The sequence below is a fragment of the Desulfonatronum thiodismutans genome (assembly GCF_000717475.1).
GTDB classification, from domain to species: domain Bacteria; phylum Desulfobacterota; class Desulfovibrionia; order Desulfovibrionales; family Desulfonatronaceae; genus Desulfonatronum; species Desulfonatronum thiodismutans.
The window spans coordinates 309,416-332,195 of record NZ_JPIK01000004.1 but is presented as its reverse complement, the minus strand read 5'-3'; the positions used below and the strand labels follow the sequence as shown (position 1 = coordinate 332,195).

Annotated in this window: 26 protein-coding genes; 24 read left to right on the top strand and 2 right to left on the bottom strand. The window is 59.2% G+C overall.

Annotation, left to right across the window (positions count from 1 at the left end):
* The first annotated feature begins 44 nt into the window (after positions 1-44).
* The 17 genes from lptC (at position 45) to GY33_RS0102065 (ending at position 13,684) form a co-directional block, all read left to right on the top strand.
* Complete coding sequence (gene lptC / locus GY33_RS0102145) at positions 45-605, top strand: LPS export ABC transporter periplasmic protein LptC (protein ID WP_152555032.1); 561 nt, start codon at positions 45-47, stop codon at positions 603-605.
* Positions 606-1,169 (top strand): LptA/OstA family protein, encoded by a 564-nt coding sequence (locus GY33_RS0102140; RefSeq protein WP_031385753.1) that lies wholly within the window; start codon positions 606-608, stop codon positions 1,167-1,169. It abuts the gene before it with no gap.
* Positions 1,166-1,891 carry an LPS export ABC transporter ATP-binding protein gene (gene lptB / locus GY33_RS0102135; protein ID WP_031385752.1) on the top strand — a complete coding sequence of 242 codons (726 nt, stop codon included), beginning with the start codon at positions 1,166-1,168 and terminating at the stop codon, positions 1,889-1,891. Before GY33_RS0102140 ends, lptB begins: the two co-directional genes overlap by 4 nt.
* Positions 1,892-1,954: 63 nt before the next feature.
* Positions 1,955-3,388: an RNA polymerase factor sigma-54 gene (gene rpoN, locus GY33_RS0102130; protein WP_031385751.1), complete on the top strand. Its 1,434-nt coding sequence runs from the start codon at positions 1,955-1,957 to the stop codon at positions 3,386-3,388.
* Positions 3,389-3,459: 71 nt separating this feature from the next.
* Positions 3,460-4,005, top strand: a complete 546-nt coding sequence (gene hpf / locus GY33_RS0102125) for a ribosome hibernation-promoting factor, HPF/YfiA family (protein ID WP_031385750.1) — start codon at positions 3,460-3,462, stop codon at positions 4,003-4,005.
* Between the two features lie 3 nt (positions 4,006-4,008).
* Positions 4,009-4,458 (top strand): PTS sugar transporter subunit IIA, encoded by a 450-nt coding sequence (locus tag GY33_RS0102120; protein ID WP_031385749.1) that lies wholly within the window; start codon positions 4,009-4,011, stop codon positions 4,456-4,458.
* 66 nt (positions 4,459-4,524) lie between these two features.
* Positions 4,525-5,424: an RNase adapter RapZ gene (rapZ, locus tag GY33_RS0102115; protein WP_051822201.1), complete on the top strand. Its 900-nt coding sequence runs from the start codon at positions 4,525-4,527 to the stop codon at positions 5,422-5,424.
* Positions 5,425-5,455: 31 nt separating this feature from the next.
* Positions 5,456-5,872 carry a PTS sugar transporter subunit IIA gene (locus GY33_RS0102110; RefSeq protein WP_031385747.1) on the top strand — a complete coding sequence of 139 codons (417 nt, stop codon included), beginning with the start codon at positions 5,456-5,458 and terminating at the stop codon, positions 5,870-5,872.
* 12 nt (positions 5,873-5,884) lie between these two features.
* Positions 5,885-6,364, top strand: coding sequence for a PTS sugar transporter subunit IIB (locus GY33_RS0102105; protein ID WP_031385746.1), 480 nt, complete (start codon positions 5,885-5,887; stop codon positions 6,362-6,364).
* 31 nt (positions 6,365-6,395) lie between these two features.
* A complete protein-coding gene (locus GY33_RS0102100) occupies positions 6,396-7,061 on the top strand; it encodes a PTS sugar transporter subunit IIC (protein WP_051822199.1) in 666 nt (221 codons plus the stop codon).
* A gap of 99 nt (positions 7,062-7,160) precedes the next feature.
* A complete protein-coding gene (locus tag GY33_RS0102095) occupies positions 7,161-8,465 on the top strand; it encodes a phenylacetate--CoA ligase family protein (RefSeq protein ID WP_031385744.1) in 1,305 nt (434 codons plus the stop codon).
* Between the two features lie 61 nt (positions 8,466-8,526).
* Complete coding sequence (locus tag GY33_RS0102090; RefSeq protein WP_031385743.1) at positions 8,527-8,958, top strand: ACT domain-containing protein; 432 nt, start codon at positions 8,527-8,529, stop codon at positions 8,956-8,958.
* A 55-nt stretch (positions 8,959-9,013) separates the two neighbouring features.
* Positions 9,014-10,051, top strand: a complete 1,038-nt coding sequence (locus GY33_RS0102085; protein WP_035271002.1) for a TRAP transporter substrate-binding protein — start codon at positions 9,014-9,016, stop codon at positions 10,049-10,051.
* 147 nt (positions 10,052-10,198) lie between these two features.
* The gene (locus GY33_RS0102080) at positions 10,199-10,711 is read left to right on the top strand and encodes a TRAP transporter small permease (protein WP_035270999.1); all 513 of its coding nucleotides are present in this window, start codon (positions 10,199-10,201) and stop codon (positions 10,709-10,711) included.
* On the top strand, positions 10,708-12,012 hold the full coding sequence (locus GY33_RS0102075) for a TRAP transporter large permease (RefSeq protein WP_031385740.1): 1,305 nt from the start codon (positions 10,708-10,710) through the stop codon (positions 12,010-12,012). The genes GY33_RS0102080 and GY33_RS0102075 overlap by 4 nt, the downstream gene beginning before the upstream one ends.
* 173 nt (positions 12,013-12,185) lie before the next feature.
* Complete coding sequence (locus GY33_RS0102070) at positions 12,186-12,872, top strand: TIGR04211 family SH3 domain-containing protein (RefSeq protein WP_161788430.1); 687 nt, start codon at positions 12,186-12,188, stop codon at positions 12,870-12,872.
* A gap of 80 nt (positions 12,873-12,952) precedes the next feature.
* Positions 12,953-13,684 carry a protein phosphatase CheZ gene (locus tag GY33_RS0102065; protein ID WP_031385738.1) on the top strand — a complete coding sequence of 244 codons (732 nt, stop codon included), beginning with the start codon at positions 12,953-12,955 and terminating at the stop codon, positions 13,682-13,684.
* Between the two features lie 3 nt (positions 13,685-13,687).
* Here GY33_RS0102065 and GY33_RS0102060 read toward each other — a convergent pair whose 3' ends face one another.
* Positions 13,688-15,550 carry a UbiD family decarboxylase gene (locus tag GY33_RS0102060; protein WP_031385737.1) on the bottom strand — a complete coding sequence of 621 codons (1,863 nt, stop codon included), beginning with the start codon at positions 15,548-15,550 and terminating at the stop codon, positions 13,688-13,690.
* A 178-nt stretch (positions 15,551-15,728) separates the two neighbouring features.
* Between GY33_RS0102060 and GY33_RS0102055 the strand changes: the two genes are divergently transcribed.
* The 3 genes from GY33_RS0102055 to GY33_RS0102040 all read left to right on the top strand — a co-directional run bounded on the left by GY33_RS0102055 (position 15,729) and on the right by GY33_RS0102040 (position 17,840).
* Positions 15,729-16,751: a deoxyhypusine synthase family protein gene (locus tag GY33_RS0102055; RefSeq protein ID WP_051822198.1), complete on the top strand. Its 1,023-nt coding sequence runs from the start codon at positions 15,729-15,731 to the stop codon at positions 16,749-16,751.
* 274 nt (positions 16,752-17,025) lie between these two features.
* Positions 17,026-17,397: an MliC family protein gene (locus tag GY33_RS21315; protein ID WP_031385735.1), complete on the top strand. Its 372-nt coding sequence runs from the start codon at positions 17,026-17,028 to the stop codon at positions 17,395-17,397.
* A 233-nt stretch (positions 17,398-17,630) separates the two neighbouring features.
* Positions 17,631-17,840: a hypothetical protein gene (locus GY33_RS0102040; protein WP_326923836.1), complete on the top strand. Its 210-nt coding sequence runs from the start codon at positions 17,631-17,633 to the stop codon at positions 17,838-17,840.
* Here GY33_RS0102040 and GY33_RS0102035 read toward each other — a convergent pair.
* A complete protein-coding gene (locus GY33_RS0102035; RefSeq protein WP_031385733.1) occupies positions 17,801-18,529 on the bottom strand; it encodes a 16S rRNA (guanine(527)-N(7))-methyltransferase RsmG in 729 nt (242 codons plus the stop codon). The genes GY33_RS0102040 and GY33_RS0102035 overlap by 40 nt on opposite strands.
* 186 nt (positions 18,530-18,715) lie before the next feature.
* Here GY33_RS0102035 and GY33_RS0102030 point away from each other — a divergent pair, with 186 nt between their 5' ends.
* From GY33_RS0102030 to GY33_RS0102015, 4 genes are all read left to right on the top strand, one after another.
* The gene (locus GY33_RS0102030; RefSeq protein WP_031385732.1) at positions 18,716-19,675 is read left to right on the top strand and encodes an ACP S-malonyltransferase; all 960 of its coding nucleotides are present in this window, start codon (positions 18,716-18,718) and stop codon (positions 19,673-19,675) included.
* 78 nt (positions 19,676-19,753) lie between these two features.
* On the top strand, positions 19,754-21,412 hold the full coding sequence (argS, locus tag GY33_RS0102025) for an arginine--tRNA ligase (protein ID WP_031385731.1): 1,659 nt from the start codon (positions 19,754-19,756) through the stop codon (positions 21,410-21,412).
* 12 nt (positions 21,413-21,424) lie between these two features.
* Positions 21,425-22,141 carry an SPOR domain-containing protein gene (locus GY33_RS0102020; protein ID WP_031385730.1) on the top strand — a complete coding sequence of 239 codons (717 nt, stop codon included), beginning with the start codon at positions 21,425-21,427 and terminating at the stop codon, positions 22,139-22,141.
* Between the two features lie 50 nt (positions 22,142-22,191).
* Positions 22,192-22,740: a pyruvoyl-dependent arginine decarboxylase gene (locus tag GY33_RS0102015; RefSeq protein WP_084031963.1), complete on the top strand. Its 549-nt coding sequence runs from the start codon at positions 22,192-22,194 to the stop codon at positions 22,738-22,740.
* Positions 22,741-22,780 lie beyond the last annotated feature (40 nt).

The following is a 22,780-nucleotide window of genomic DNA, read 5'->3' as shown; positions in this document are numbered from 1 at the left end:
ATTGTACTCTCAATTTTTTATCGATTCAAAACAGGGGAGGAGGCGTGCGTCGGAAGGTTATCGCCGGGGTGTTGATCCTGTTCGTGCTTGGTTTGTATTTCTTTTCCGCTGGTGCACCCGAGGAGCGGCGTACCGTCGGTCACATCGTCGGCGACGCGGAAACGGACGTGAGCATGAGCGGCGTAGAAATGCGCTTGGGCCAGGAGGGGCGAACCCTTTGGACCCTGCGGGCTCTGTCCGCGTCGTACGACCAAGGCCAGCAGATGGTGCTGCTCAACTCCCCGAATATTGTAAAAAGCCTGGATGGTCGGGACATTCCCGTGATCGTCAGCGCCCCCTTGGGGGAGGTGGATCAGGCCACCAGCGACATCCGGCTTTGGTCCGGAGTGCATATGGAACATGGTCCGACCTATCTCAATTCCGACGAGGCTGTTTTCGTCCAAATTGATGAAACCATATTTTTGCACGGGGACATCCTCCTGGATCGCCAGGGGCTGCAACTCCGCTCGCAGCGGGGTGACGTGGACCTGAACACCTGGGTGGTCAACGCCGAGGGCGGAGTGGAAGTGATCATCGCCAAAGACAGTTTCGGACACGGTTTGTAGATGGAAACTCGGTTTTCATTGCCCCGGCTTTTGAGGGTTCCGTTTCTGGTCGTCTTGGTTACGCTGTTTCTGCTTCCCGGCTGGAGTTCTTCCGCGGAAGATGAGGCCATCCCGACGCGGATCACGGCCGAGCGGTTGCGCTACTCCCATCGCGACCATCAGATCGAGTTTATCGGGGACGTGCGGGTGGACAGACCGAATTTTCAGCTCCGCTCGGAACGGCTGGTAGTGCTTTTGCGAACCCTTCCCCGGGAAGCCCGGCCCGAGGGCATGGTTCCGGAACAGGATATGGAAGCTCAAGTGGACATTGAACAAATGATCGCCTTTGGCCAGGTTTTTTTGAAGCACGAAGACCGTGTCGGTCACGGCGACATGGCCACCTATTGGGTGGACCAGGGCGTCCTGCGCCTGGAGGGCAACGCCCGGGTGGAAGAAGGCGGGACCCGATTGGAAGGCAACGTGATTACGCTCAATGTTGAAGAAAGAGAGGTGGATGTGCAGGGACGCACAGATCGTCGAGTGGAAGGAATGTTTCTTTTGCCTCGCGAGCAGGGGGCACGGTGAAGGCCCTTCTCTCCGGCAAGAGTCTGCGCAAAAGCTTCGGCCAGAAAGAGGTGGTCCGGGATATTTCCATTCGGGTCGAGCAGGGGGAGATCGTTGGCCTTTTAGGTCCCAACGGAGCCGGGAAGACCACCACGTTCTACATGCTGGTCGGGGTGATCAAGCCCACCAGCGGGGTGGTGGATCTGGACGGAAGGCGAATCACCACTTGGCCGCTGCATGAGCGGGCCCGGTTGGGGCTGAGCTACCTGCCCCAGGAGAGTTCAGTCTTCAAAAAGCTGACCGTGATGCAGAATTTGCAGATCATTCTGGAGTACACGGACTTCACCCCGGTCATGCAGCGCAGAAAGGCCGAGGCCCTGCTGGAGGAACTGGGCATCGCCAAGCTGGCCGATCAGAAGGCCATGTTTCTTTCCGGCGGGGAGCGCCGCCGCCTGGAAATCGCCCGAGCCCTGATCCGCAATCCGAAATTCATGCTGCTGGACGAACCCTTCGCGGGCATCGACCCCCTGGCCGTGGACGACATCCAGGAGATTGTCATGTCCCTCAAGGAGCGGGGGATCGGGGTGTTGATTTCGGATCACAACGTCCGTGAAACGCTGAAGATTTGCGACAGGGCGTCCATTGTCTTCGAAGGACGGGCCATTTTTGAAGGGTCGCCGGAGGCCATCGTGGCTGACTCCATCGCTCGGAAGGTCTATCTCGGTGAGGACTTTTGCTTATGATTGCTCAACAACCTGGAATGGCTTTCCAACCGTTCAGTCCGATTATGGAGGCGAGAACGCGACATGGCTCTTGAACTGCGCCAGCAACTGAAGTTGACGCAGCAGTTGGTGATGACCCCCCAACTGCAACAAGCCATCAAGCTGCTTCAGCTTTCCAGACTGGAGTTGGTGGAAAGCATCCAGCAGGAATTGCTGGAAAATCCTGTATTGGAGATCGTGCCGGAAAGCATAGACGAGGCTACGGAGACTCCGAAGAAGGACCCCGCCGAGGATCGGTTTCAGTCCGTAAACGTCGAGGAGCCTCGGCAGCTTCACGATTCGGAGTGGCAGGACTACCTGGGGGAATTTTCCAGCATCAGTCGACAGATCCAGGGTCGGGACTGGGAAGTCCCGGAAGAGGGCATGAGTTTCGAGGCCCGGCTGGCCGGCAAGTCCACGTTGATCGGTCATCTTTCGTGGCAGTTGCGGCTTTCGGCCCTATCGGCGCGGGAACTTGCCGTCAGCGAGGTGATCCTTGGCAACCTGGATGCCGTGGGGTATCTTTGCGAATCAATCGAGGACATCGCCGCCATGGCCGGCTGCGAGACGGAGGAGGCGGAGCGGATCCTGCGGATCATGCAACGTCTGGACCCCGTGGGGATCTGCGCCAGAAACCTGAGGGAGTGCCTGCTGATCCAGATGGACGAACTGGGTCTGGACGACCCGATTCTGGTTTCCCTGGTCAAGGACCATCTGGAAGAGCTGGAAAAACGGCGCTACAAGCCGTTGGCCAAGAAGTTCAAGCTCTCCATGGAGGAAATCAAACACTACCTGGACTGCATTCAGCGCCTGGATCCCATGCCCGGCAAGAGCTTTGGCTCCGAGGACCCTCAGTTCACCAGTCCGGATGTTTACATTCTCCAGCACGGCGGCGATTTCATCGTGGTTCTGAACGAAGACGAGATACCGGGCTTGATGATCAACGAGGCCTACGCCAAGGAGCTGTCCGTTCACGACAAGGGGGCCAAGGACTACATTCAGGAAAAGGTCCGATCAGCCCATTGGTTGATGAAAAGCCTGTACCAGCGCCAGCGGACCCTGCTCAAGGTCGCCGAAAGCATCGTCCGGTTCCAGATCGATTTTTTCCGTCATGGGGTGACGCATCTGAAGCCGATGATTCTCAAGGACGTGGCCCTGGACATCAACATGCACGAGTCCACGGTCAGCCGGATCACCACGAGCAAATACATGAGCACCCCCCACGGAACATATGAATTGAAATTTTTCTTTAACAGCGCCTTGGGTATGGACGACGGCTCGGAAGCCGGATCGGAAAGCGTCAAGGCGGAGATCAAGAAACTGATTTCCGAAGAGGATCCCAAGCGTCCGCTCAGCGACGAACTGATCTCACAACTGTTAAAGAAGTCCTTGGGCGTGAACATCGCCCGACGGACCGTGGCCAAGTATCGCATGGCGTTGAACATCGAGTCGTCTTCCAAGCGCAAGGCCATTTTTTAACCATCCCACATGCTCCCAACGGAGCGAATAACCTCAAACCAACCCAGAACGTTTTACTTTGGAGGTGTCGCATGGAAATAACTTTTACTTTCAAGAATTTCGAGCCGTCCAATCACCTCAAGGGCTACGCCCGCGAGCGCTTTAATAAGATCAACCGCTACCTGCGCCCTGAAGATCAGGGTGAACTGGCCGTCAACCTTTCCGTGGAAAAGTATCGGCATATGGCCGAGGTGATCCTTACAGGTAAGGACATGCATTTCTCCGCCACCACCGAAAGCGAGGACATGTACTCCACCATCGATCTGGTCCTGGACAAGCTTGAGGCCCAGGTGCGCAAGACCAAAGAGAAGAACAAGGACCATCGTCGCGGCCAGAAGGGCCAGTCCGCGCGGGTGGACGTGATCACCTTCACCGAGGATGAGACCGGCAAGCGAGCCCAGACCATCACGGAGACCGATAATTTCGAGCCCAAACCCATGTCCGTGGACGAAGCGGCCATGCAATTGGAAGCCCTGGGTAACGAGTTCCTGGTTTTCTTTAATGCGGACATCGAGCGCGTCAACGTTATCTACCGCCGGAAAAGCGGCGACTTCGGTCTGATCGACCCGGGAATCTAATCGATGGTCCTCAGGGATTTTTTGAGCAAGGACTTGCTGCTCCCCGAATTGCAAGCCAGGAACAAGGCGGAAGTGTTGGCGGAATTGGTCGCCGTGCTGGCCCAAAAGGAGCCGAGCCTGGACGCCGAAGCGGCTTTTCGGGTGCTCAAGGACCGGGAAAGTCTTGGGAGCACGGGCATCGGCGAGGGAGTGGCCATTCCCCACGGCAAGCTGGAGGGGCTGGAACGGATCGTATTGGTGGTCGGGCGCAGTGCCGAGGGCGTGGATTTTGACGCCCTGGATCGCAAGCCATGCCATATTTTTTTTATGGTCCTGGCCCCGGAACAGGTCGCCGGGATGCACCTGCGCATCCTAGCGTCCATAACCCGCCTGCTCAAGGACGAGGCCTTTCGGCACGCCTTCCTCACGGCCCAGGACAAGGAGCTTTTCTGGGACGCCCTCAGCTCGGCGTGAAGGTATTTGAACCGTCCACACCGTAGGGGCACGGCGCGCCGTGCCCCTACTAAAAGACAAACCGCGATGAGCACGTACCAAACGCAAAAATCCTGCGAACTCTGTCTGGTTATGATCGCCGGACAATCCGGAGCAGGCAAAAGTACGGTCCTGAATGTCTTTGAGGATCTGGGGTATTATTGCGTGGACGGTCTGCCCGCCGGGCTGGCTGGACAGTTGCTGACTCTGTCCGATGAGATGAAGCTGGATCAGTACGCCGGGGTGGCCTTGGGGCTGGATGTGCGGCAATCTGACTTCGCCCTGCAATGGGAGCAGTTCGTGGAGCGGATGGACCAGGCCGGGATGCGCCCGAAGCTGGTCTTTCTGGAAGCTCGGGACGCAGTGCTGATCCGGCGCTACGCCACCACCCGCCGCCCTCATCCCTTGGAAGCCCAGGGCATGGGGTTGGACCAGGCCATTTTCCGGGAGCGGGTCATGCTGGAGGGGTTGCGCAAGCACGCCGATTTGGTGGTGGATACGTCGGACTTTTCGATCCACGATCTGCGGAGGGTTTTTCAGGAGAAATGGCCTCTGAATCAGGAAATCGGCGAAGGAATGCGCATTCATTTGATTTCCTTCGGCTTCAAGTACGGTGTTCCCCTGGAAGCGGATTTGGTCTTTGATCTGCGGTTTTTGCCCAACCCCTACTTTGATCCGGATTTGCGTCCTCTGTCTGGCTTGGACGAGTCCATTGCCCGCTACGTGCTGGGGGACGACCCAGGAAAGGACTTCATCGGTCGGTTTGAGGATTTTTTACGGTATTTGCTGCCATTGTACGCGGTGGAAGGCCGATATCGGTTGACCATGGCCCTGGGATGCACCGGAGGGAGGCATCGTTCGGTGGCCGTGTCCCAAGCCGTATTGACCTCGCTGACCGCCGCTGGATTTTCCGTTACCATTGAACATCGTCACCTGAATCTGGGATGAACCCGGATTTCAGTTTTTTCGGGAGAATGCGGTGATTGGAGTCGTGTTGGTCACGCATACGGAGTACGGAGCTTATCTGCTCAAGGCCGCGGAGCTGATTCTCGGCCCACAACAGGATTGCTACTTCGTGAGCGTGGATGTGACCAAGGAAGTGGAGAAATCTCTGGCGGAGATCAGAAAGAGCGTCAAAAGCGCGGATCACGGTCCGGGAGTGGTCATTCTGACGGACATGTTCGGCGGGACACCGACCAATTTGAGTCTGTCGTTGTTGAACAAAAGCGAGCACCAACTGGAAGTGATTACCGGCGTGAACCTGCCCATGCTGTTGCGCGTGCTCGGTTCTCGCAAGCTGTCCCTGTCCGAACTGGCCAAGGAGGCGAAGGCGGCCGGATCACAGGGGATCGTCGTCGCCGGGGATCTTCTGCGCAGCAAGGTGGCCAAGGAGTAGGGCGGAGCGGTCATGAACTGGGTGCGCATCGACAATCGTCTGGTCCACGGGCAGGTCATCGAAGCCTGGGTGCCGTATCTGGGCGCCAGGAACATCCTCGTGGTCAACGACGAACTGGCTGGTGACGATATGCGTCAGGAGATCATCCGCTTGGCCGTGCCCAGCGGCGTGGAGCTCTCCTTTGTCGGGGTTGATCGGATATCCATGCATCTGGATGAGCACGGTCGGATTATCCATCCGCGGGACTACACGCTGCTGCTGTTCGCTACGTGCGGCGACGTGCAACGGGCGGTGCAGGCCGGTTTTGCGTTGACCACGGTGAACATCGGCAATCTGCATTATTCACCGGGCAAGCAACAGCTCTGTCCGCATGTGGCCCTGAGCAGCGAGGACATCGGCTGCCTAAAGGCCTTTGCCAAACGGGGCATTCATTTAGATTTCCGCTGTGTTCCCAACGATTCGACGCAGGTGAAGACATCATGGTGGGGATGAGTATGGACGCGCTGGCCTGGGCGGGCTTGGCGTGTTTTTTTTTGCCCTGTTTTCCCTGGCCCGATTCGGCCTGAATCTCGGTTTTCTGGATCGGCCCCTGGTGATCGGCATGCTTTGGGCGGCCGTAACAGGCCAGTGGGAGACGGCCTTGCCCGTGGCGCTGTTTTTCGAGCTGTTTTTCTTGGACCTGTTTCCCATCGGAACCTACATCCCTCCCCACGGCCCCTTTGCCCTACTGACATCCTTGGCCCTGGTGAACATCTTCGACCTCGCCCAGGCTCCGGTGATCTTTATGGCCATGCTGCTCTGCGCGCCCACGGCCCTTTTGGGCAGCCGTCTCGAACTGCTTCAGCGTCGCAGGCAAAATGCCGTGTATACGCAAATGCTTCAGTCCACGCGAGGAGGCGCGGATGTACCCATCTACCCGGTGAATCCAGCGAAAATGGCCCTGTTGCAATCCGTCGTGGTGAACTTGGCGGCGTTCATTGTGGTCATGGCCTTGCTCTTGCCGCTCACCGACGTGCTCTTGCAGCAATTCCGCGGGCGTGTCCTGATGTTGCCCATTACCTGGCCGGTGGTCTGGATGATCGGAACCGTCGGGGTTCTGCTTTCCCTGCGCTCGCGCAGAGTCTACGCCCTGCTGCTGGGGGCGATGGTCCTGGCCGGAGGATATTACTGGCTCAGCCATTTCGCGTGACGGACGTGGTCGGGCGGGATGCTGAGGGCACGCGCCGTGCCGTGAACCTGGGAAAAACGACTCAGCTCTGAATTCCCAATTGCTCAAGGAGGACAGTTCGTGATTTTCGACATCGAGAATGAGACCGCGCCTCGGGAGGACCTGGAGCCGTTGCAGTTGTCCCGGCTCCGGAACCTGGTGGAGCGCGTCAATGCCAACGTGCCGTTTTATCGACGCAAGTTCGAGGAAATCGGCATACGCCCCGAACAGGTCAAAAGCCTTAACGACCTGAAGTATCTGCCGTTCACGGAAAAGCAGGACCTGCGCAACAACTATCCCTTTGGTCTGTTTGCCGTGCCCAAGGAAAACGTCGTGCGCATCCATGCTTCTTCCGGCACCACGGGCAAGGCCACGGTGGTGGGGTATACGCACCGCGACGTCCGCAACTGGGCCTCCCTGATGGCCAGAGCCTTCATGGCCGCCGGGGTCAACCGGGGCGACGTGGTGCATAATGCCTACGGATACGGGCTGTTTACCGGGGGGCTGGGCGTACATTACGGCGCGGAGGAGCTGGGGGCGACCATCGTTCCTATTTCCGGGGGCGGCACCAGGCGTCAAGTAATGCTGCTTCGGGATTTCGGCCCCACGGTGCTGTGCAGTACTCCGTCCTACAGCCTGTTTCTGTTCGAAGCGGCCCAGGAAGCCGGAATTTCGTTCAGCGAGCTGCCCATTCGCGTCGGTATCTTCGGTGCCGAGCCCTGGTCCGAGGAGATGCGCCAGGACATCCAATCCAAGCTGGGCCTGATCGCCCTGGACATCTACGGGCTCTCCGAGATCATGGGGCCGGGGGTGGCCATGGAGTGCGCCGCCGCCCAAAAGGGCCTGCATATTTTTGAAGACCATTTCCTGCCGGAAATCATCGACCCGATCACCGGCGAGCAGTTGCCGCCCGGGGAAACCGGCGAACTGGTCCTGACCACCCTGACCAAGGAGGCCCAGCCTCTGATCCGTTACCGAACCCGGGATATCACCGCCCTGAATTACGTTCCCTGTCGTTGTGGTCGGACCCATGTCCGGATGAACCGGGTCAAGGGGCGCAGCGACGACATGTTGATCATTCGCGGGGTGAACGTCTTCCCGTCTCAGATTGAAGCCTTGTTGCTGGAAACCGAGGGGTTGACCCCGCACTACCAGTTGATCCTGGACCGTCAGGGTGCCATGGATACTTTGGAGGTACGGGTTGAGGTGGATGAAAAGCTCTTCTCCGACGAAGTGCGCCATTTGCAGCGCCTTGAAGGCAAAATCCAGGGGAACATCAAGGAGTTTCTCGGTGTGACGGCCAAGGTTAAACTGGTGGAGCCGCGCAGCCTGACCCGTTCCGAAGGCAAGGCCAAACGGATCATTGACCAGCGTCCCAAAGCCTGAGAGCGCGCCACGATTTTCGATCCTTCATAGAACCTGAATCCCTTACAGGGAGGGTAGAACAATGAAAGTAGAACAGATTTCGATTTTTCTGGAGAATCGCGCCGGACGTCTGACGGATGTGACCAGGGTCTTGTCCCAGGCCAAGGTGAACATCCGGGCGCTGTCCTTGGCCGATACGTCGGACTTCGGCATTTTACGACTCATCGTCACGGATCATGAACGGGCCAAGCAGGTGCTCAAGGAAAACGGCTTCACAGTGGGGCGGACTTCCGTCGTGGCCGTGGAAGTGGACGACAGGCCCGGAGGGCTGCATTCCATTCTGGAATTGCTCAGCAACAACCAGATCAACGTTGAATACATGTACGCCTTTGTTCAACAGACCGGCAAGGACGCGGTCATGATCTTCCGGTTCGACCGCACGGATCAGGCTGTTGAAATATTGCAAGAAAATAAAATTCGGATCATCCCTGGAGACGAACTTTACAATCTGTAATTTTTCGCGGGGCATGACGACCGGAACGCGTATCTTTAATTAAGGGGGGCGAGAAATGAACAGATTGAGTTTGACGTACCCGGTGTTGTTGGCGGCGCTTTTGACGTTGATGCTCACCGCGACCACCGCTATGGCTCAGCGTCCTGTGTCGTTGAGCTTGGCGCATTTTTTCCCGGCAACTCACCCGGCGGAGACGGAATTGGTTCAGGGCTGGGCCGAGGCTCTGGCCGAAGCATCCGGCGGACGAATCACCGTGGTCAGCTATCCTGGCCAGACCCTGCTCGCGGCCCCGGAGATTTATGACGGCGTGGTCACGGGGATCGCGGATATCGGCCTGTCCGCTTTCGCCTACACCAGAGGCCGTTTTCCATTGTTGGAAGTATTCGAACTGCCCGGCGTGACCTACAAGAATTCCAAGGTCGCCAGCCAAGTGGCCTGGGACGCGATCAATACCTTGAATCCGGCGGAGGTCCAGGACGCCAAGCTGCTGATGGTTTTGGCCACGGGGCCTGGTGATCTGTTCACTAAGTCGGCGGTGCGTACCCTTGAGGACCTACGGGGCATGGAAATCAGAGCCACCGGGCTGAGCGCCAAAACCTTGGCCGCTCTGGGGGCCATCCCCGTGGCCATGCCCCAGTCCGAGGCCTATGAGGCCTTGTCACGCGGGCTGGTCAAGGGCAATCTTTCGCCCTTGGAGGTTTTGCAAGGCTGGCGGCACGCCGAGGTCACCGAATATTTGACGTTGACCCCGTTTCTCTACAATACCTTATTCTTCGTGACCATGAACCAACGCGCGTGGGATCGGCTTCCAGAGGATCTGCAAACTGTGATCGCCGAGGTTTCCGAGCATTTCTTCCATGACGTGGCCAAGGGGCTGTGGGATGCGCAAAACGAGACGGCCCTGACTTATGCCGTGGAAACCACGGGCCAACAGGTGATTCACCTTTCCGATGAGGAAACGGCCCGCTGGACCGAACTGGTTCTGCCGATCCAGGCTGATTTTCTTCAGGACATGGCCGGACGCGGGCTGCCCGGACAAGAGGCCCTGGACCTGGTGATCGAATTGTCCGAGAAGTACAACGCCCAGTACTGATCAGGCGCGGAGCATTTTTACCGTGCCGTAACGTTCAAGGTGCGGATATTAGTTCTTCTGAAACACGGTGCGCGTTCAGTCGCTGGCTCACAAAGCGTCTGAGCGCGCGACCGTGTTTTTTCTCAACAGCTTCCTTCCTTATTCCCAATGTCGCCACGTTCAAAACGCTCTCTTCAACTCGCGGAGAAATACGTCTGGGCCGTCAGCAAGGTTTTTGACGCCGTGGCTGGAATCAGCCTCCTGGCCGTAATGTTTCTGGTAGTCCTGAACATTATCCTGCGGGCATTCTTTAAGAGCCCGATTCTCGGAACTTATGAGTTCGTGGGCTTTTTGACCTCACTGGCAGTGGGCCTGGCTCTGGCTCATTGCGCCCTGAAGAACGGACATATCGCCGTGGGGTTTCTGGTGGCCAAGCTTCCCGAGCGGGTCAGAGCCTGCATCGACGGCCTGACCAATATCTTGGCCGCGGTGTTTTTTGTTTTCTGTTCCTGGCACATGCTGGAGTATGCCCAAAGTTTCGCGGCCAGCGGCGAGGTGGGGTTGACCACGAAGATTCCCTTTTACCCGTTCGTCTACGGACTTGCCGCGGCCTTGGGACTGCTTTGCCTGGTCCTGATCCTGCGTGCCGTGGAAATGGTGGGCATGGCGGTGCGCCGATGAGCCCGACAGTGATCGGAATGGCCGGCATCGGGCTGTTTTTCGTGCTGTTGATTCTGCGCATGCCCATTGCCTATGCCATGGCCTTGACCGGATTTTTGGGATTCAGCTGGCTGGTTTCTCCGGACGCGGCGTTTCGGGTCGTTTCCAAGGATCTGTACGCCACGTTCTCCTCCTACTCCCTGAGCGTGATTCCCATGTTCATCTTTATGGGATTTTTAGCGTTCTACTCAGGGATAGGGGCCAGGCTGTTCACCTTCGCTTACCGGACCATGGGCCACTATCCCGGAGGGTTGGCCATAGCCACCCAAGCCACCTGCGCGTTGTTCGGCGCGGTATGCGGGTCCAACACGGCCACGGCCGCGACCATCGGGGCCATCGCGATCCCGGAGATGAAGAAATACCGGTACGCGGACACTCTCTCGACAGCCAGCGTGGCTGCCGGGGGAGCGTTGGGGGTCCTGTTTCCGCCCAGCGTGATCTTCATCGTCTACGGCATGGCCACGGAGCAATCCATCGGCAAGCTGTTCATGGCCGGGATCATTCCCGGTTTTTTGCTGATGTTTCTCTACATGGCCACAATTTTTCTCATGGCCCGGCGTAATCCAAGCCTCGGACCGCCCGGGCCGGTGTTCGGCTGGAAGGATCGCCTCGCGGCCTTGAAGGGCGGAATCTGGGAAGTATTCGTCATCTTTTCTCTGTCCCTGGGGGGCCTGTTTGCCGGATGGTTTACACCCACCGAAGCCGGGGCCGTGGGGGCGGCAGGGGTTTTTTTTCTGACCCTGGTCCAGGGCAAGCTGCGCTGGGACGGACTGAAGCGGGCCCTGGCCGACTCCACCCGGACCACTGCCATGATCATGCTCCTGGTGGCCGGAGCGGTGATCTTTGGGCGGTTCATGGCCGTCAGCCGCATACCGTTCGAGCTGGCGTCCTGGGCTGGCCAGTTGGACCTGCCGGCCTACGTGGTCATGGCCCTGATCCTGCTGATCTATCTTGTCCTGGGGTTCTTCATCGACGCCCTGGCTCTGGTCCTGCTGACCATTCCCATCTTCTACCCCGTGGTGGTCAATGTTTTGGGATATGACCCGATCTGGTTCGGAGTGATCATGGTCCTGGTTGTGGCCATGGGCGTTATCACGCCTCCGGTGGGCATGAACGTCTATATCGTCAAGGGAATCGCCGCGGATGTCCCCCTGGAAACCATCTTTAAAGGGATCTGGCCGTTTCTGGCCGCATTAATCGTCTGCATCGCCATCCTATTGGCCTTTCCCGCCCTGACCACGTTTCTGCCTGGCTTGATTTAGTCTCGGCCATGGTTTCGCGACAAGTTGCGTTCCGTTCAATGGGGACGGTTTGGATGCCGATGAGAACTGATTTTCAGAGACTGGGTTATTGAGCGCGTTGCCTTGGGGCACGTTTCAGTGTTATGAAAAGCCGCGATTCATATATTCTGCCCATCATTTCGCTGAGGTTCGCCATGAAGACAAATCGGATCATGCGCTTTGTTGTCGGGTTCTCCTTGGTGAGCGTTTTGGCATGGTTGCCGGGAATTGCCGGAGCGGTAACCGTGTACGTGTCCGATGTTCGGGAAATTTCCAAGCGTGTAGGGCCGTCCACCGAGCATCGAATCCTCCAGATGCTGCCAGCCGGAGCAAAAATGGAAGTCTTGTCCGAACAGGCCGGATGGCTGCGAGTCCGTGGCCCGAACAATATTGAAGGCTGGGTGCTGAAGCGCTTCACCAGCGAGGACGTTCCGGTTTCTTTAAAGTACCAGGAGCTTCGTAAAATATATGATGAACTCTACGCCGCATCCAGTGGCGCTTTAGGGCGGGTCGCCGAATTGGAGGAGGTCAATCAAAATCTGCTGGAAACCCTCTCCGAGACCTCCAACAGGCTTTTGGACCTGGATCGTGAGCACGCGGCTTTCCAGTTGGATGCGGCCAATGTCTTGGATTTGCGTCAACGGTACGATCAAACCGTGGTCGATCTGGCCGATGCGCAGGTTGAGGTTGAGGCATTGCGCCAAGAGAACAATAAGCTGAAGTCCTGGGATCGATTTCACTGGTTTCTCGTCGGCGGGGCGGTCTTTTTGGTGGCTTGGCTGACCGGGGTGATCACTGGACGTTTGCAGGGAAAGCGGCGAAATACCCTGCAATATACCTGATTACGAAGCAATTTGAACAACACAAGGCCTGACGCCGGACGTAAGCACGGTTGCCTGGCCGCAACACAGTGAGGAACACCATGCTCAGCAATGATGAAATGGCTGATCGGGTCATGGATCGGATTGCCGCGCGTATTTCCGAAGAATTACGCGGAACCATGGTCCAGGCCCTGGAAAGAGAGTTGCAGAAGAACATCAGCCGATCACTGATGCAAGGTGAGTTCTACCGGACCCTGAACGCGGAATTGCAGGACGGGTTGAAGCAAATCTACAAGGAAATCGCCGAAGCAAAGAAGTACGACGGACAGGCCCCGCTCGTGGACGGTCAAACCAGCGCGTTGATTTCTGAAGCCTCGGACCAACTTGACGAGATTCTCAAGGCCACGGAGCAGGCCGCGGTCCAGGTCATGGACATCGTGGAAAATCAGATGGAACTGCAGGCCGAGATGACCGTGATCATGGAGCGATTCCGCACCGGCGGGGCCAGGGCCGCGGACGTGAACGCCCTGATCGCCACGAATCAGCGCCTGAGCGAAGACTTTATGCGGATCATGACCGCCCTGTCCTTCCAGGATCTCACCGGCCAGCGGATCAAGAAGATCATCACCGCCATCAAGCAGGTGGAGCGGATCACCACGGAACTGTTCGTAGCCACGGGGTTGAAGATCAAGGGAATTGACGAGAACCCGGAAAAGGACTTCCAGGCCCTGAACACGGAAGCCAAACAAAAAGCCTCGGAACTCAAGGGGCCGCAAACGACGACCAACCAGAACGACGTGGATGATCTGCTGGCCCAGCTTGGGCTGGACTGACGCTCACCACAATCCCGCCAGCGGTCCTCTTTTGGCCGCGAGTTGATCCACCCTTTTTTCCACTTCCAGGTCCGGCTCCAGGGCCGGGGCATGATGGGGTTTGGCTCGGGCGTCGATGACCAGTGGGCCGGAGCAGCCCCAGTGTTTGCAGGACATGGTTTCGCTGATTCCATAGATGTCTCGAGCCGGGTCGGAGCGGGTGAAGGTGGTCCAGAGGAAGTTGTTCAGAGTCCGGGCGACAAAGGCGCCGTCGTCGGCCACGACTATCAAGGGCCAGTCCGTGAGTTGCTTGGCGGCGTGCAGCTCGCGGCAAAGTTCGGTCATGGCCGGATCCTGGACGTGGCGGGCTCGGGTGCATGGCGGACCTTGAATGACGAGGACTCCGGCCAGGGCGTTGGGCGTGCAGACCTGGGGCGAGCTGAAGCCTTTCGGCAGGCGGAGGTCGCTGGGAAAAGACGTGGGCAGGGTCCGGCGGGGCGGACCGGCCGCGGCGATCACCACCTTGGAGCCCTCGTTCAGGCCCAGGCCGGAGTAGTCCAGGGTGTCCACGGTGGTCCGGGTCTGGAAGTGCAGGTCCCGTGTCCAATCCACTCGCGCCAACATATGGCGGAAGAACGCGGCAATGTCGTGAATGTCCAGGCGGGAATCGTCATTCTGGTCGGCGATGAACAGGTATTTGGCCAGCGAGAGCTGGCCCTGGCCGAGGATGGCGTTGGCCTGGGTGAGCAGTTCACGAGGCATCCGCTCCGAATCATAGGGCACGTAGCGCTCGCTGCCCAGGGCCAGGAGCAGGGGATGGACCCCGGCGGCGTCCACGGCGTGCACGGCCCGGACTCCCGGAAGCACCGTGGGGATGGCCTCGCCGGTGAGCTCGTGGATCAGCGCGCCGAAGGTGGTGTCTTCCTGGGGAGGACGGCCCACGGTGGTGAAGGGCCAGACCGCATCAGGGCGGTGATAAACCCGGTCCACGGTGAGTACCGGAAAGTCGTGCTCCAGACTGTAGTAGCCCAGGTGGTCGCCGAAGGGGCCTTCGGGCAGGGTTTTGGCGCCGTTGACCACGCCGGAGAGGCAGAAGTCGGCCTGGGCCGGCATGGGCAGGCCGTTGGCGGAGCGGACCAGCTCCAGTCGTCCTCCGCCAAGCATTCCGGCGAAGCTGAGTTCCGGCATGCCCTCGGGCAGGGGCATCACCGCGGCCAGGGTCATGGCCGGCGGCCCACCGATGAACACGTTCACCCGTAGCGGCATGCCGCGTTTTAGAGCCTCGGCATGGTGCACGCCGATGCCCCGGTGGATCTGGTAGTGCAGGCCCGCTTCTCGGTCCGGCGCATACTGGCCCCCGGAGAACTGGACTCGGTACATGCCCAGGTTGGAGTTCATCCAATTATTCGGGCCGGATTTGATCGGGCTTTCGGAGTAGACCTGGGGCAGGGTGACGAAGGCCCCGCCGTCCCTGGGCCAGGAAACCTGGTTGGGCAGGTCGGACAGGGCGCAGTTCTTGGCCAGGATCGGTCCGTTGGTCACGAATTTCGGACGGGCGTTCCACAGGGTGCGAACCAATCCCAGGTGTTTCCAGGGGGCGCGGAGAGCTTCACTCGGATCGACCTTCAGCCGGACCAGTTTTTCCAGGGCCGGGAGGGTGTCTCGGAAGATGTATCTGGCCCGGTCCAGAGTGCCAAACAGATTGCCCAGCATGGGGAAGCGGCAGCCTTTAACCCTGGTGTAGAGCAGGGCCGGTCCTCCGGCCTGGTAGACCCGGCGTTGAATGACCCCTGCTTCCAGGTACGGATCCACTTCCACGTTCAGCCGGACCAGCCTTCCGGCAGCCTCCAAATCGCGAATGCATGCTTGCAGCGTGTCGTATCCCATGGAGGTCTTGTACTCGACGACTTTTTCAGCGTCCAGTTGCTAAGCTTCGTGCTCGCGGGGGGCGCTGAATTGAGCGTACCGTAAATTGACGGAAGCCTTGGCACCGACTATCCCAAGCATGACGTATGCCGCAATCGGCATTTCACTCTAACTTTTCGTTTCCAAAGGAGACTTCGTCATGTGTTCGGCTGAGAGTAAGACCTCCACTAAATTAATCGATACCGCCAAACTCGGACCGGTGGGATCGTTCATTACGCACCATTATCGGCATTTCAACGCCGCGGCTTTGATCGACGCGGCAAGGGCCTACGACGTTTTTCTGGCCGAAGGCGGGAAGATGATGATCACCCTGGCCGGGGCCATGAGCACCGCTGAGCTGGGATTGTCCCTGGCCGAGATGATCCGTCGGGACAAGGTGCATTTGATCGTCTGCACCGGGGCCAACCTGGAAGAGGACATCTTCAATCTCGTAGCCCACGATTTTTACGAAAGGGTGCCCAACTACCGAGACCTCACTCCCCAGGATGAGGCGGAACTGCTGGCCCGGCACATGAACCGGGTCACGGACACCTGTATCCCGGAAATGGAGGCCATGCGCCGGATCGAGAAGGCCATGCTCCAGGTCTGGACCGCGGCGGACGCCAAGGGAGAGCGCTACTTTCCCCATGAGTTCTTCCGGCAGATTCTGGCAGCCGGGGATCTGGCCCCGTCCTATCAGATCGATCCCAAGAACTCCTGGATGTTGGCGGCCATGGAAAAGAACGTGCCCATGGTCGTTCCTGGCTGGGAGGACTCCACCCTGGGCAACATGTACGCCGCGGCGGTGTTGCGGGGCGAGGTGAAAAATGTGCACACCGTGCGCACCGGTATCGAGTACATGACCTGGCTGGCGGACCACTACACCCAGACCACGAAGCAAAATCCTCTGGGTATGTTTCAAATCGGAGGGGGGATCGCCGGGGACTTCCCGATCTGCGTGGTGCCCATGCTCCACCAGGACATGGAGCAAACCGAGGTTCCCCTTTGGGGCTACTTTTGTCAGATCAGCGACAGCACCACCAGCTACGGCTCCTATTCCGGAGCCATCCCCAACGAGAAAATCACCTGGGGTAAACTGGGCGTGGACACACCCAAATTCATCATCGAATCCGACGCGACCATCGTCGCGCCGCTGATTTTCGCGTATTTATTGGGTTGGTAGCGACTCCGACACGCAGATTCGCCGATCCCGGCGGCCATTTCGAGAATGGCCCTCAATGCCCACGGAATCTAAAACATTGCCGCTAATACCGGGTGCATGCGCCTTTCGGACACCGCTGCTCGCCTGGAGTCGGTCGGCAGGGCCGGAGAGGCGGGGGCGGCCGGGAACTTGTTGTTGGATTGGGAACATCAAGTTGCTGTTTGCATTGAAACGGTCAAGGCATTTGTCCAAGAACATCGGGATGACGGTTGAATGGGGCGAAGGAGGGGAAAGCATGAAATGGACGACCGGAATGTGCATCTGCCTGTTGAGCCTGCTGATTGCCGGTTGCATCTGGAATCGCGGCGGAAGTTCCGGGGCCGAACTGGGAGTGGTGCCAATCCGGGAGATCGCCTATCTCTGCGCCGGAGACGTGCGGCTTACGGCCGACTATTATGTTCTATCCGACAAAACGTTGCATTTCGTGCAATTGAATCTGCCTGATGGGGAGTTGGTCACCCTGCCCAATGCGCTTTCCGCTTCCGGAGTCAGATATACCGATGAGCGGGAATTTGTTTGGTGGGTCAAAGGCCGGGAAGGCTTTCTGGAGAAACGCGGCGAGGACGGGGAGTGGCAACGTTTTTTTGAGGGTTGCCGGGAACTGTAAAGAAGGTAACCACGGGGCACACGGGGATCACGGGGAAAGGCAGCTTTGTTCATGTCTGCCCTCGTGCTCCCCGTGTGCCCCGTGGTTCATAGTTTTCCCGCGTTATTGTCGTCGAAAAGGCCTGCGGCGCTTCTTTACGCCACCGGTGTTTCCTGCCATTATATCCGTTTTTCACGTCAATACGAATATCAAAAAATATCAGCAAGGATCTCCAAGGTACGGCAATGCTTCCCATGGATTGTTTACGGGAAATCGAGGAGCTGCTTTCCAGTGGCCAGTTGGTTCAGGATTTTCAGGACGGATGCGAGAATGATCGGTTCGTAATCCTGGATTTTTTGGAAAAGTTGATGGATCTGGGCGAGGCCGCGGACGCCGCGGCCACGGAGGCCATTTTCAAGGGTTCTTATCTGGAGATGACGGCGGCGACCAAGGACCAGAAATAGCGGGTCTTGTCGCCGGAAGGGTAGTTTCGGACGGCCTGAAGGGACCAGCCCGCGGGAAAGGCACTGGGCGGGGCCTCGTTGGCCATGATCAGGACCAGCCCTTCCGGTGCCAGCCAGGGGCGGACGAGCTCCAGGAGCTGGGGCCAGGGCAGGAAGGCCCGGCTCAGGCACAGATCGATGGGGGCCAGGGCGGGCAGGGCCTGCTCAGCCCGTTCCGGGCGAACTACTGTCCGGCGCAGTCCCATGGCCGCGACGGCCTGAAGCAGAAAGGCAGTGCGCTTGCGGCGGATTTCCACCAAATGATACGTTCCTTGCGGCCAGAACAACCGCAAAGGCAGACCGGGCAGCCCAGCCCCGGCGCCCAGGTCCACGGTAAGGGGGCTCTTCGGGTGGCTAACCGAGAGGCTATTCGAGGGGCAATCCGGGAGACTATTGGTGGCGTTTTTCAGCAGGGGCAGGGTGTCCAGAAAATCGGCCAACAGCCAACTGTCCGCCACCAAGTCCGTCAGGACTGTCCTCCAGTCACCGGGCCCCACCAGATTCATGCGTTGATTCCACTGGAGCAGCAGGCTGAGGTAGCGGTTCAATCCCAAGGCCTGTTCCTTGGTCAGTATCCGACCGAGGTCGGCGGCGAGGGCCGTGATTTGGTCCGGTGTCGGCGGAGTCGGGGACGAGATTTGTGAAGCCATGGGCGACACTTGGCTGATCATGGAGGAAAAGGCAAGGGGGGCTGAGGGCTGAAACCTGAGGGTTTTGGTCGTTCCCAGGCTCCAGCGTGGTAACGATGGAAGAATCGATTTCGATCACGATTTCGATTTGGATACCGATACACATGGCGGGTGCATGACGAAAACATGCTGTAGGGACAAAATACTATGAGCGAATCAACATCGAAAATCGTGGTTGTCTTTCCCGGGCAGGGTTCCCAGGAGCCGGGCATGGGGCGGGACGTGGCGGAACGGTTTCCGGAGGTCATGGAGCTTTGGAAGCGGGCGGAAAAGGCTGCTGGAGCGCCCTTGCGGGAAATCTACTGGGACGGCGCGGAGCAGGACATGGCCCGCACCAAATACCTCCAGCCGGCCATGACCGCGACCACCCTGGGATTTTGGGTCGTGGGGCATGAGCGCCTCCAGGCAGAGGCCCTGGCCGGTCACAGCCTGGGAGAGTTCGCCGCGCTGGCCGCGGCGCGGATTCTTGATATTCCGGCGGTCCTGGAGCTGACCGCGTTGCGCGGACGCCTGATGGACGAGGTCGGATCGGATATGGGAGGCAAGATGGCCGCGGTGCTCAAGCTTTCCCAGGAGGCAGTCCAGGAAATCGTGGACGCGGTCCGGGGCGAGAGCGGCCGGGAACTGCGTATCGCCAACCACAATTCTCCGACCCAGTTCGTGATCAGCGGGACCGCCGACTTGGTGGACCAGGCCGCGGCCCTGGTCAAGGAGCGCAAGGGCCGTGCCGTGCCTTTGGCCGTGAGCGGCGCCTTTCACAGCTCCTTGATGGCCGAACCGGCCCAGGAGTTTGGCGGGGTCTTGAAGAAGCTGGATTGGCGCGCGCCGCGCATTCCGGTCTATTTCAACGTCTCGGCGGCCGTGGAGTCCGATCCGGCCCGTATCCAGACCCTGGTGGCGGAGCAGATGACCTCTTCCGTGCTTTGGATCCAAAGCGTTCAGGCTCAATGGGACGACGGGGCCCGAACCTGGGTCGAGCTCGGCCCCAAAGGCGTTTTGAGTCGGCTGGTCGGCGCGATTCTGGCTAATAAGGATGAGCCCTGGGAGGCAAAGAATATCTCAAGTCTGGAGCACCTGGAAGCGCTCATTCCGGGCGTCGGGAGTTGAGCCGAGCATGATTTGAATGGACATGACCGAGAGTCCGAAAAGAACAACAACACCAACAAGACGAGACGACGCAACCCAATGCGAGCACAAAACTATTTGCGCGAATTGCTGACGCCCTTTCTGGCAGAGCACGGCTTGGAGTGGACTCCGGCCACGACCCTGGAACCACCGAGGGACAAGCGTTTTGGAGATCTGGCCACGAACATGGCCTTCACCCTGTCCAAGAAAGCCGGAAAGAATCCCCGCCAGATCGCCCAGGACATGGAAAAACAGTTGGCCGGCCTGGGCGACGGGCGGCTGGCCAAGGTGGAGACCGCCGGTCCGGGGTTCTTGAATTTCACCCTGGCTCCATCCTTCTGGCAACAAGGCGTCTTGGACATTCTGGACCAGGGCGACGACTACGGGCAAGCCGACATGGGGAGTGGCCGCAAGGTCCAGGTGGAGTTCGTTTCCGCCAACCCCACCGGCCCGTTGCACATCGGCCACGGGCGCGGGGCGGCCCTGGGCGACAGTCTGGCCCGGATCCTGCGGTTCATGGGTCACGACGTGACCACGGAATACTACCTCAACGACGCCGGTCGTCAGATGCGGCTCCTGGGGGCCTCGGTCCTGGCCCGGTATCTGGAATTGCTCGGACGGGAAACGCTTTTTCCCGAGGACGGGTACAAGGGGGAGTACATCCGGGAGTTGGCCCAAGGATTAGCGGACCGGGACGGAGAGCGAACGGCGAACCTTCCAGAGCAGGAAGCCCTGAACGTGGCCCGTGAATACGCCATGGCTCGGATTCTGGCCGGAATCCGCCAGGATCTTCAGGACTTTAGGGTGGAGCACCAGGTCTGGTTCTCCGAGTCCGGCTTGATCCGGGACGGGGCCGTGGAACGGACCCTGGAGCGCTTGCGGGCGGACGGGTTGGCCTACGAGCAGGACGGAGCGCTCTGGTTCGCCAGCACCCGGTACGGGGACGACAAGGATCGGGTGCTGCGCAAGTCCGACGGATCGTTGACCTATCTGGCCTCGGACATCGCCTACCACGCGGACAAATTCGAGCGCGGCTTCGACCTGGTGGTGGACATCTGGGGCGCGGACCATCACGGCTACGTCGGCCGGATGAAGGCCGCGGCCCAGGCCCTGGGCCGGGCCCCGGAAGACTTGCAATGCATTCTTGTCCAGTTGGTCAACCTGCTTCGGGCCGGAGAGCAGATCGCCATGTCCACCCGGGCCGGGGAGTTCGAGACCCTGGCCGACGTTTGCGCCGAGGTGGGACCGGACGCGGCCCGGTTCATCTTTCTCAGCCGCAAGAGCGACAGCCATCTGGATTTCGATCTGGAACTGGTCAAACGGCAGACCATGGACAACCCGGTCTACTACGTTCAGTACGCTCATGCCCGGATTCATTCGCTGCTGGCCAAGGCCGGAGAAGCCGGGGTGGTTTCCTCGCAACCAACCCAGGAGACGCTGGCTCTGCTGGACGGAGAGACGGATCTGGAACTGCTCAAAGCCCTGGACCAGTTCGAAGACGTGTTGGTTTCCGCCGCGGCCACCCTTAGCCCGCACCATATCAGCCATTACGTACTGGATCTGGCCGGGAAGCTGCACCGCTACTATACCACCCATCCGGTTCTGGCAGCGGGTTCCCCGGAATTGGTTCAGGCCAGGCTGGCCTTGTGCCGGGCCGTGGCCCAGGTGTTGCGCAACGGGTTGGGATTGTTGGGCGTGAGCGCGCCGGAGAAGATGTAGGCCGTCCTGAACATGGCGCAGAAGAACTCCAAACCCTCGACTTCCTCCGGCGGAAAGAAGAAACGCTGGAGATTTGAATTGGGCCCCTTTGGGATGCTCGGCGTGGGATTGGTGGGCACCTTGGTCATGGCCTGGGCATTCATTTTGGGCATTCTGGTGGGCAGAGGGTACCATCCGGAGTCGGTGATTCCGGAAATCGGATGGCCTCCTCCCTCTCTGCCGACGCTCTCCACGCCGCGAACCGTCTTACAGCCCGAGGAACTGCGATTTCACGAGACGCTTCAGGAACGGGGCAGCCAACCCTCACCTGAAGCGCCCCGTCGAGCTGAACCGCCGCGGGTTTCGGCTCCAGCCCGGCAGGCTCCCCAGGTCCAGCAAGAGGCCGCCGTTGATTCCGTACCGGCTCCGGTCGTCGTTGCCCCCCCCGGACCGACAAGTCCGACGGGACAGACCGGGGCGGCGGATCCTGTGGAAACGGGGGAGCCACGTTTCGAGTTCGTCTATCAGGTGGCCTCGTTTCAAAACGACGCCCAGGCCGGGGAGTTGCGGCAAAGCATTGCCTCCGCGGGACTGTCGGCGTCCGTGGAAGCTGGAATGGTCAATGATCGGCAATGGTATCGGGTGTTGGTCACGGTGCGCGGCTCGCAGGCCGAGGCGGACCTGGCCAAGTCGCGGCTTCAGGGTTTGGGCATCGCGGACCCTTTCCTTCGGGCCAAAAAATCCTTATGAGGCATTTCACTTCTTCGGGAGTGGAAACATTTTGTTTAGGAGGATCGAATATGATCAATTTTGTACCACGGCAGGCTTTTTTCACCAGGGGCATCGGCAGACACAAAAACAAACTTCAGTCGTTCGAGTTGGCGTTGCGCGACGCCGGGATCGAAAAGTTGAATCTGGTCTATGTGTCCAGTATCTTCCCTCCAAACTGCAAAATGGTCACGGTGGAAGAAGGGGTGAAGCAGCTCAGTCCGGGACAGATCACCTTTTGCGTGATGGCCCGCAACGCCACCAACGAGAAGGGACGCCTGGTCGGGTCGGCCGTGGGCATGGCCTTTCCGGCCAGCAAGGAGCACTACGGCTACATTTCCGAGCATACCGCCTTTGGGGCCGATGAGCAGGAACTGGGCGACTTCGCCGAAGACCTGGCCTCCACCATGCTGGCCACTACCCAAGGCGTGGACTTCAACCCGGAGACCGCCTATGACGAAAGGCGGCAAATCTATCTGATGAGCGGAAAAATCATCGATTCAGCCTCGGCCCCGGTTGTGACCATGGGGCAAGCCGGGGTCTGGACCACCACGGTTTCCGCCGCGGTGTTCCTCCCCTGAGGACGCACTAAAAAAAGCCGTTAACGGGCCGAGGTGAATC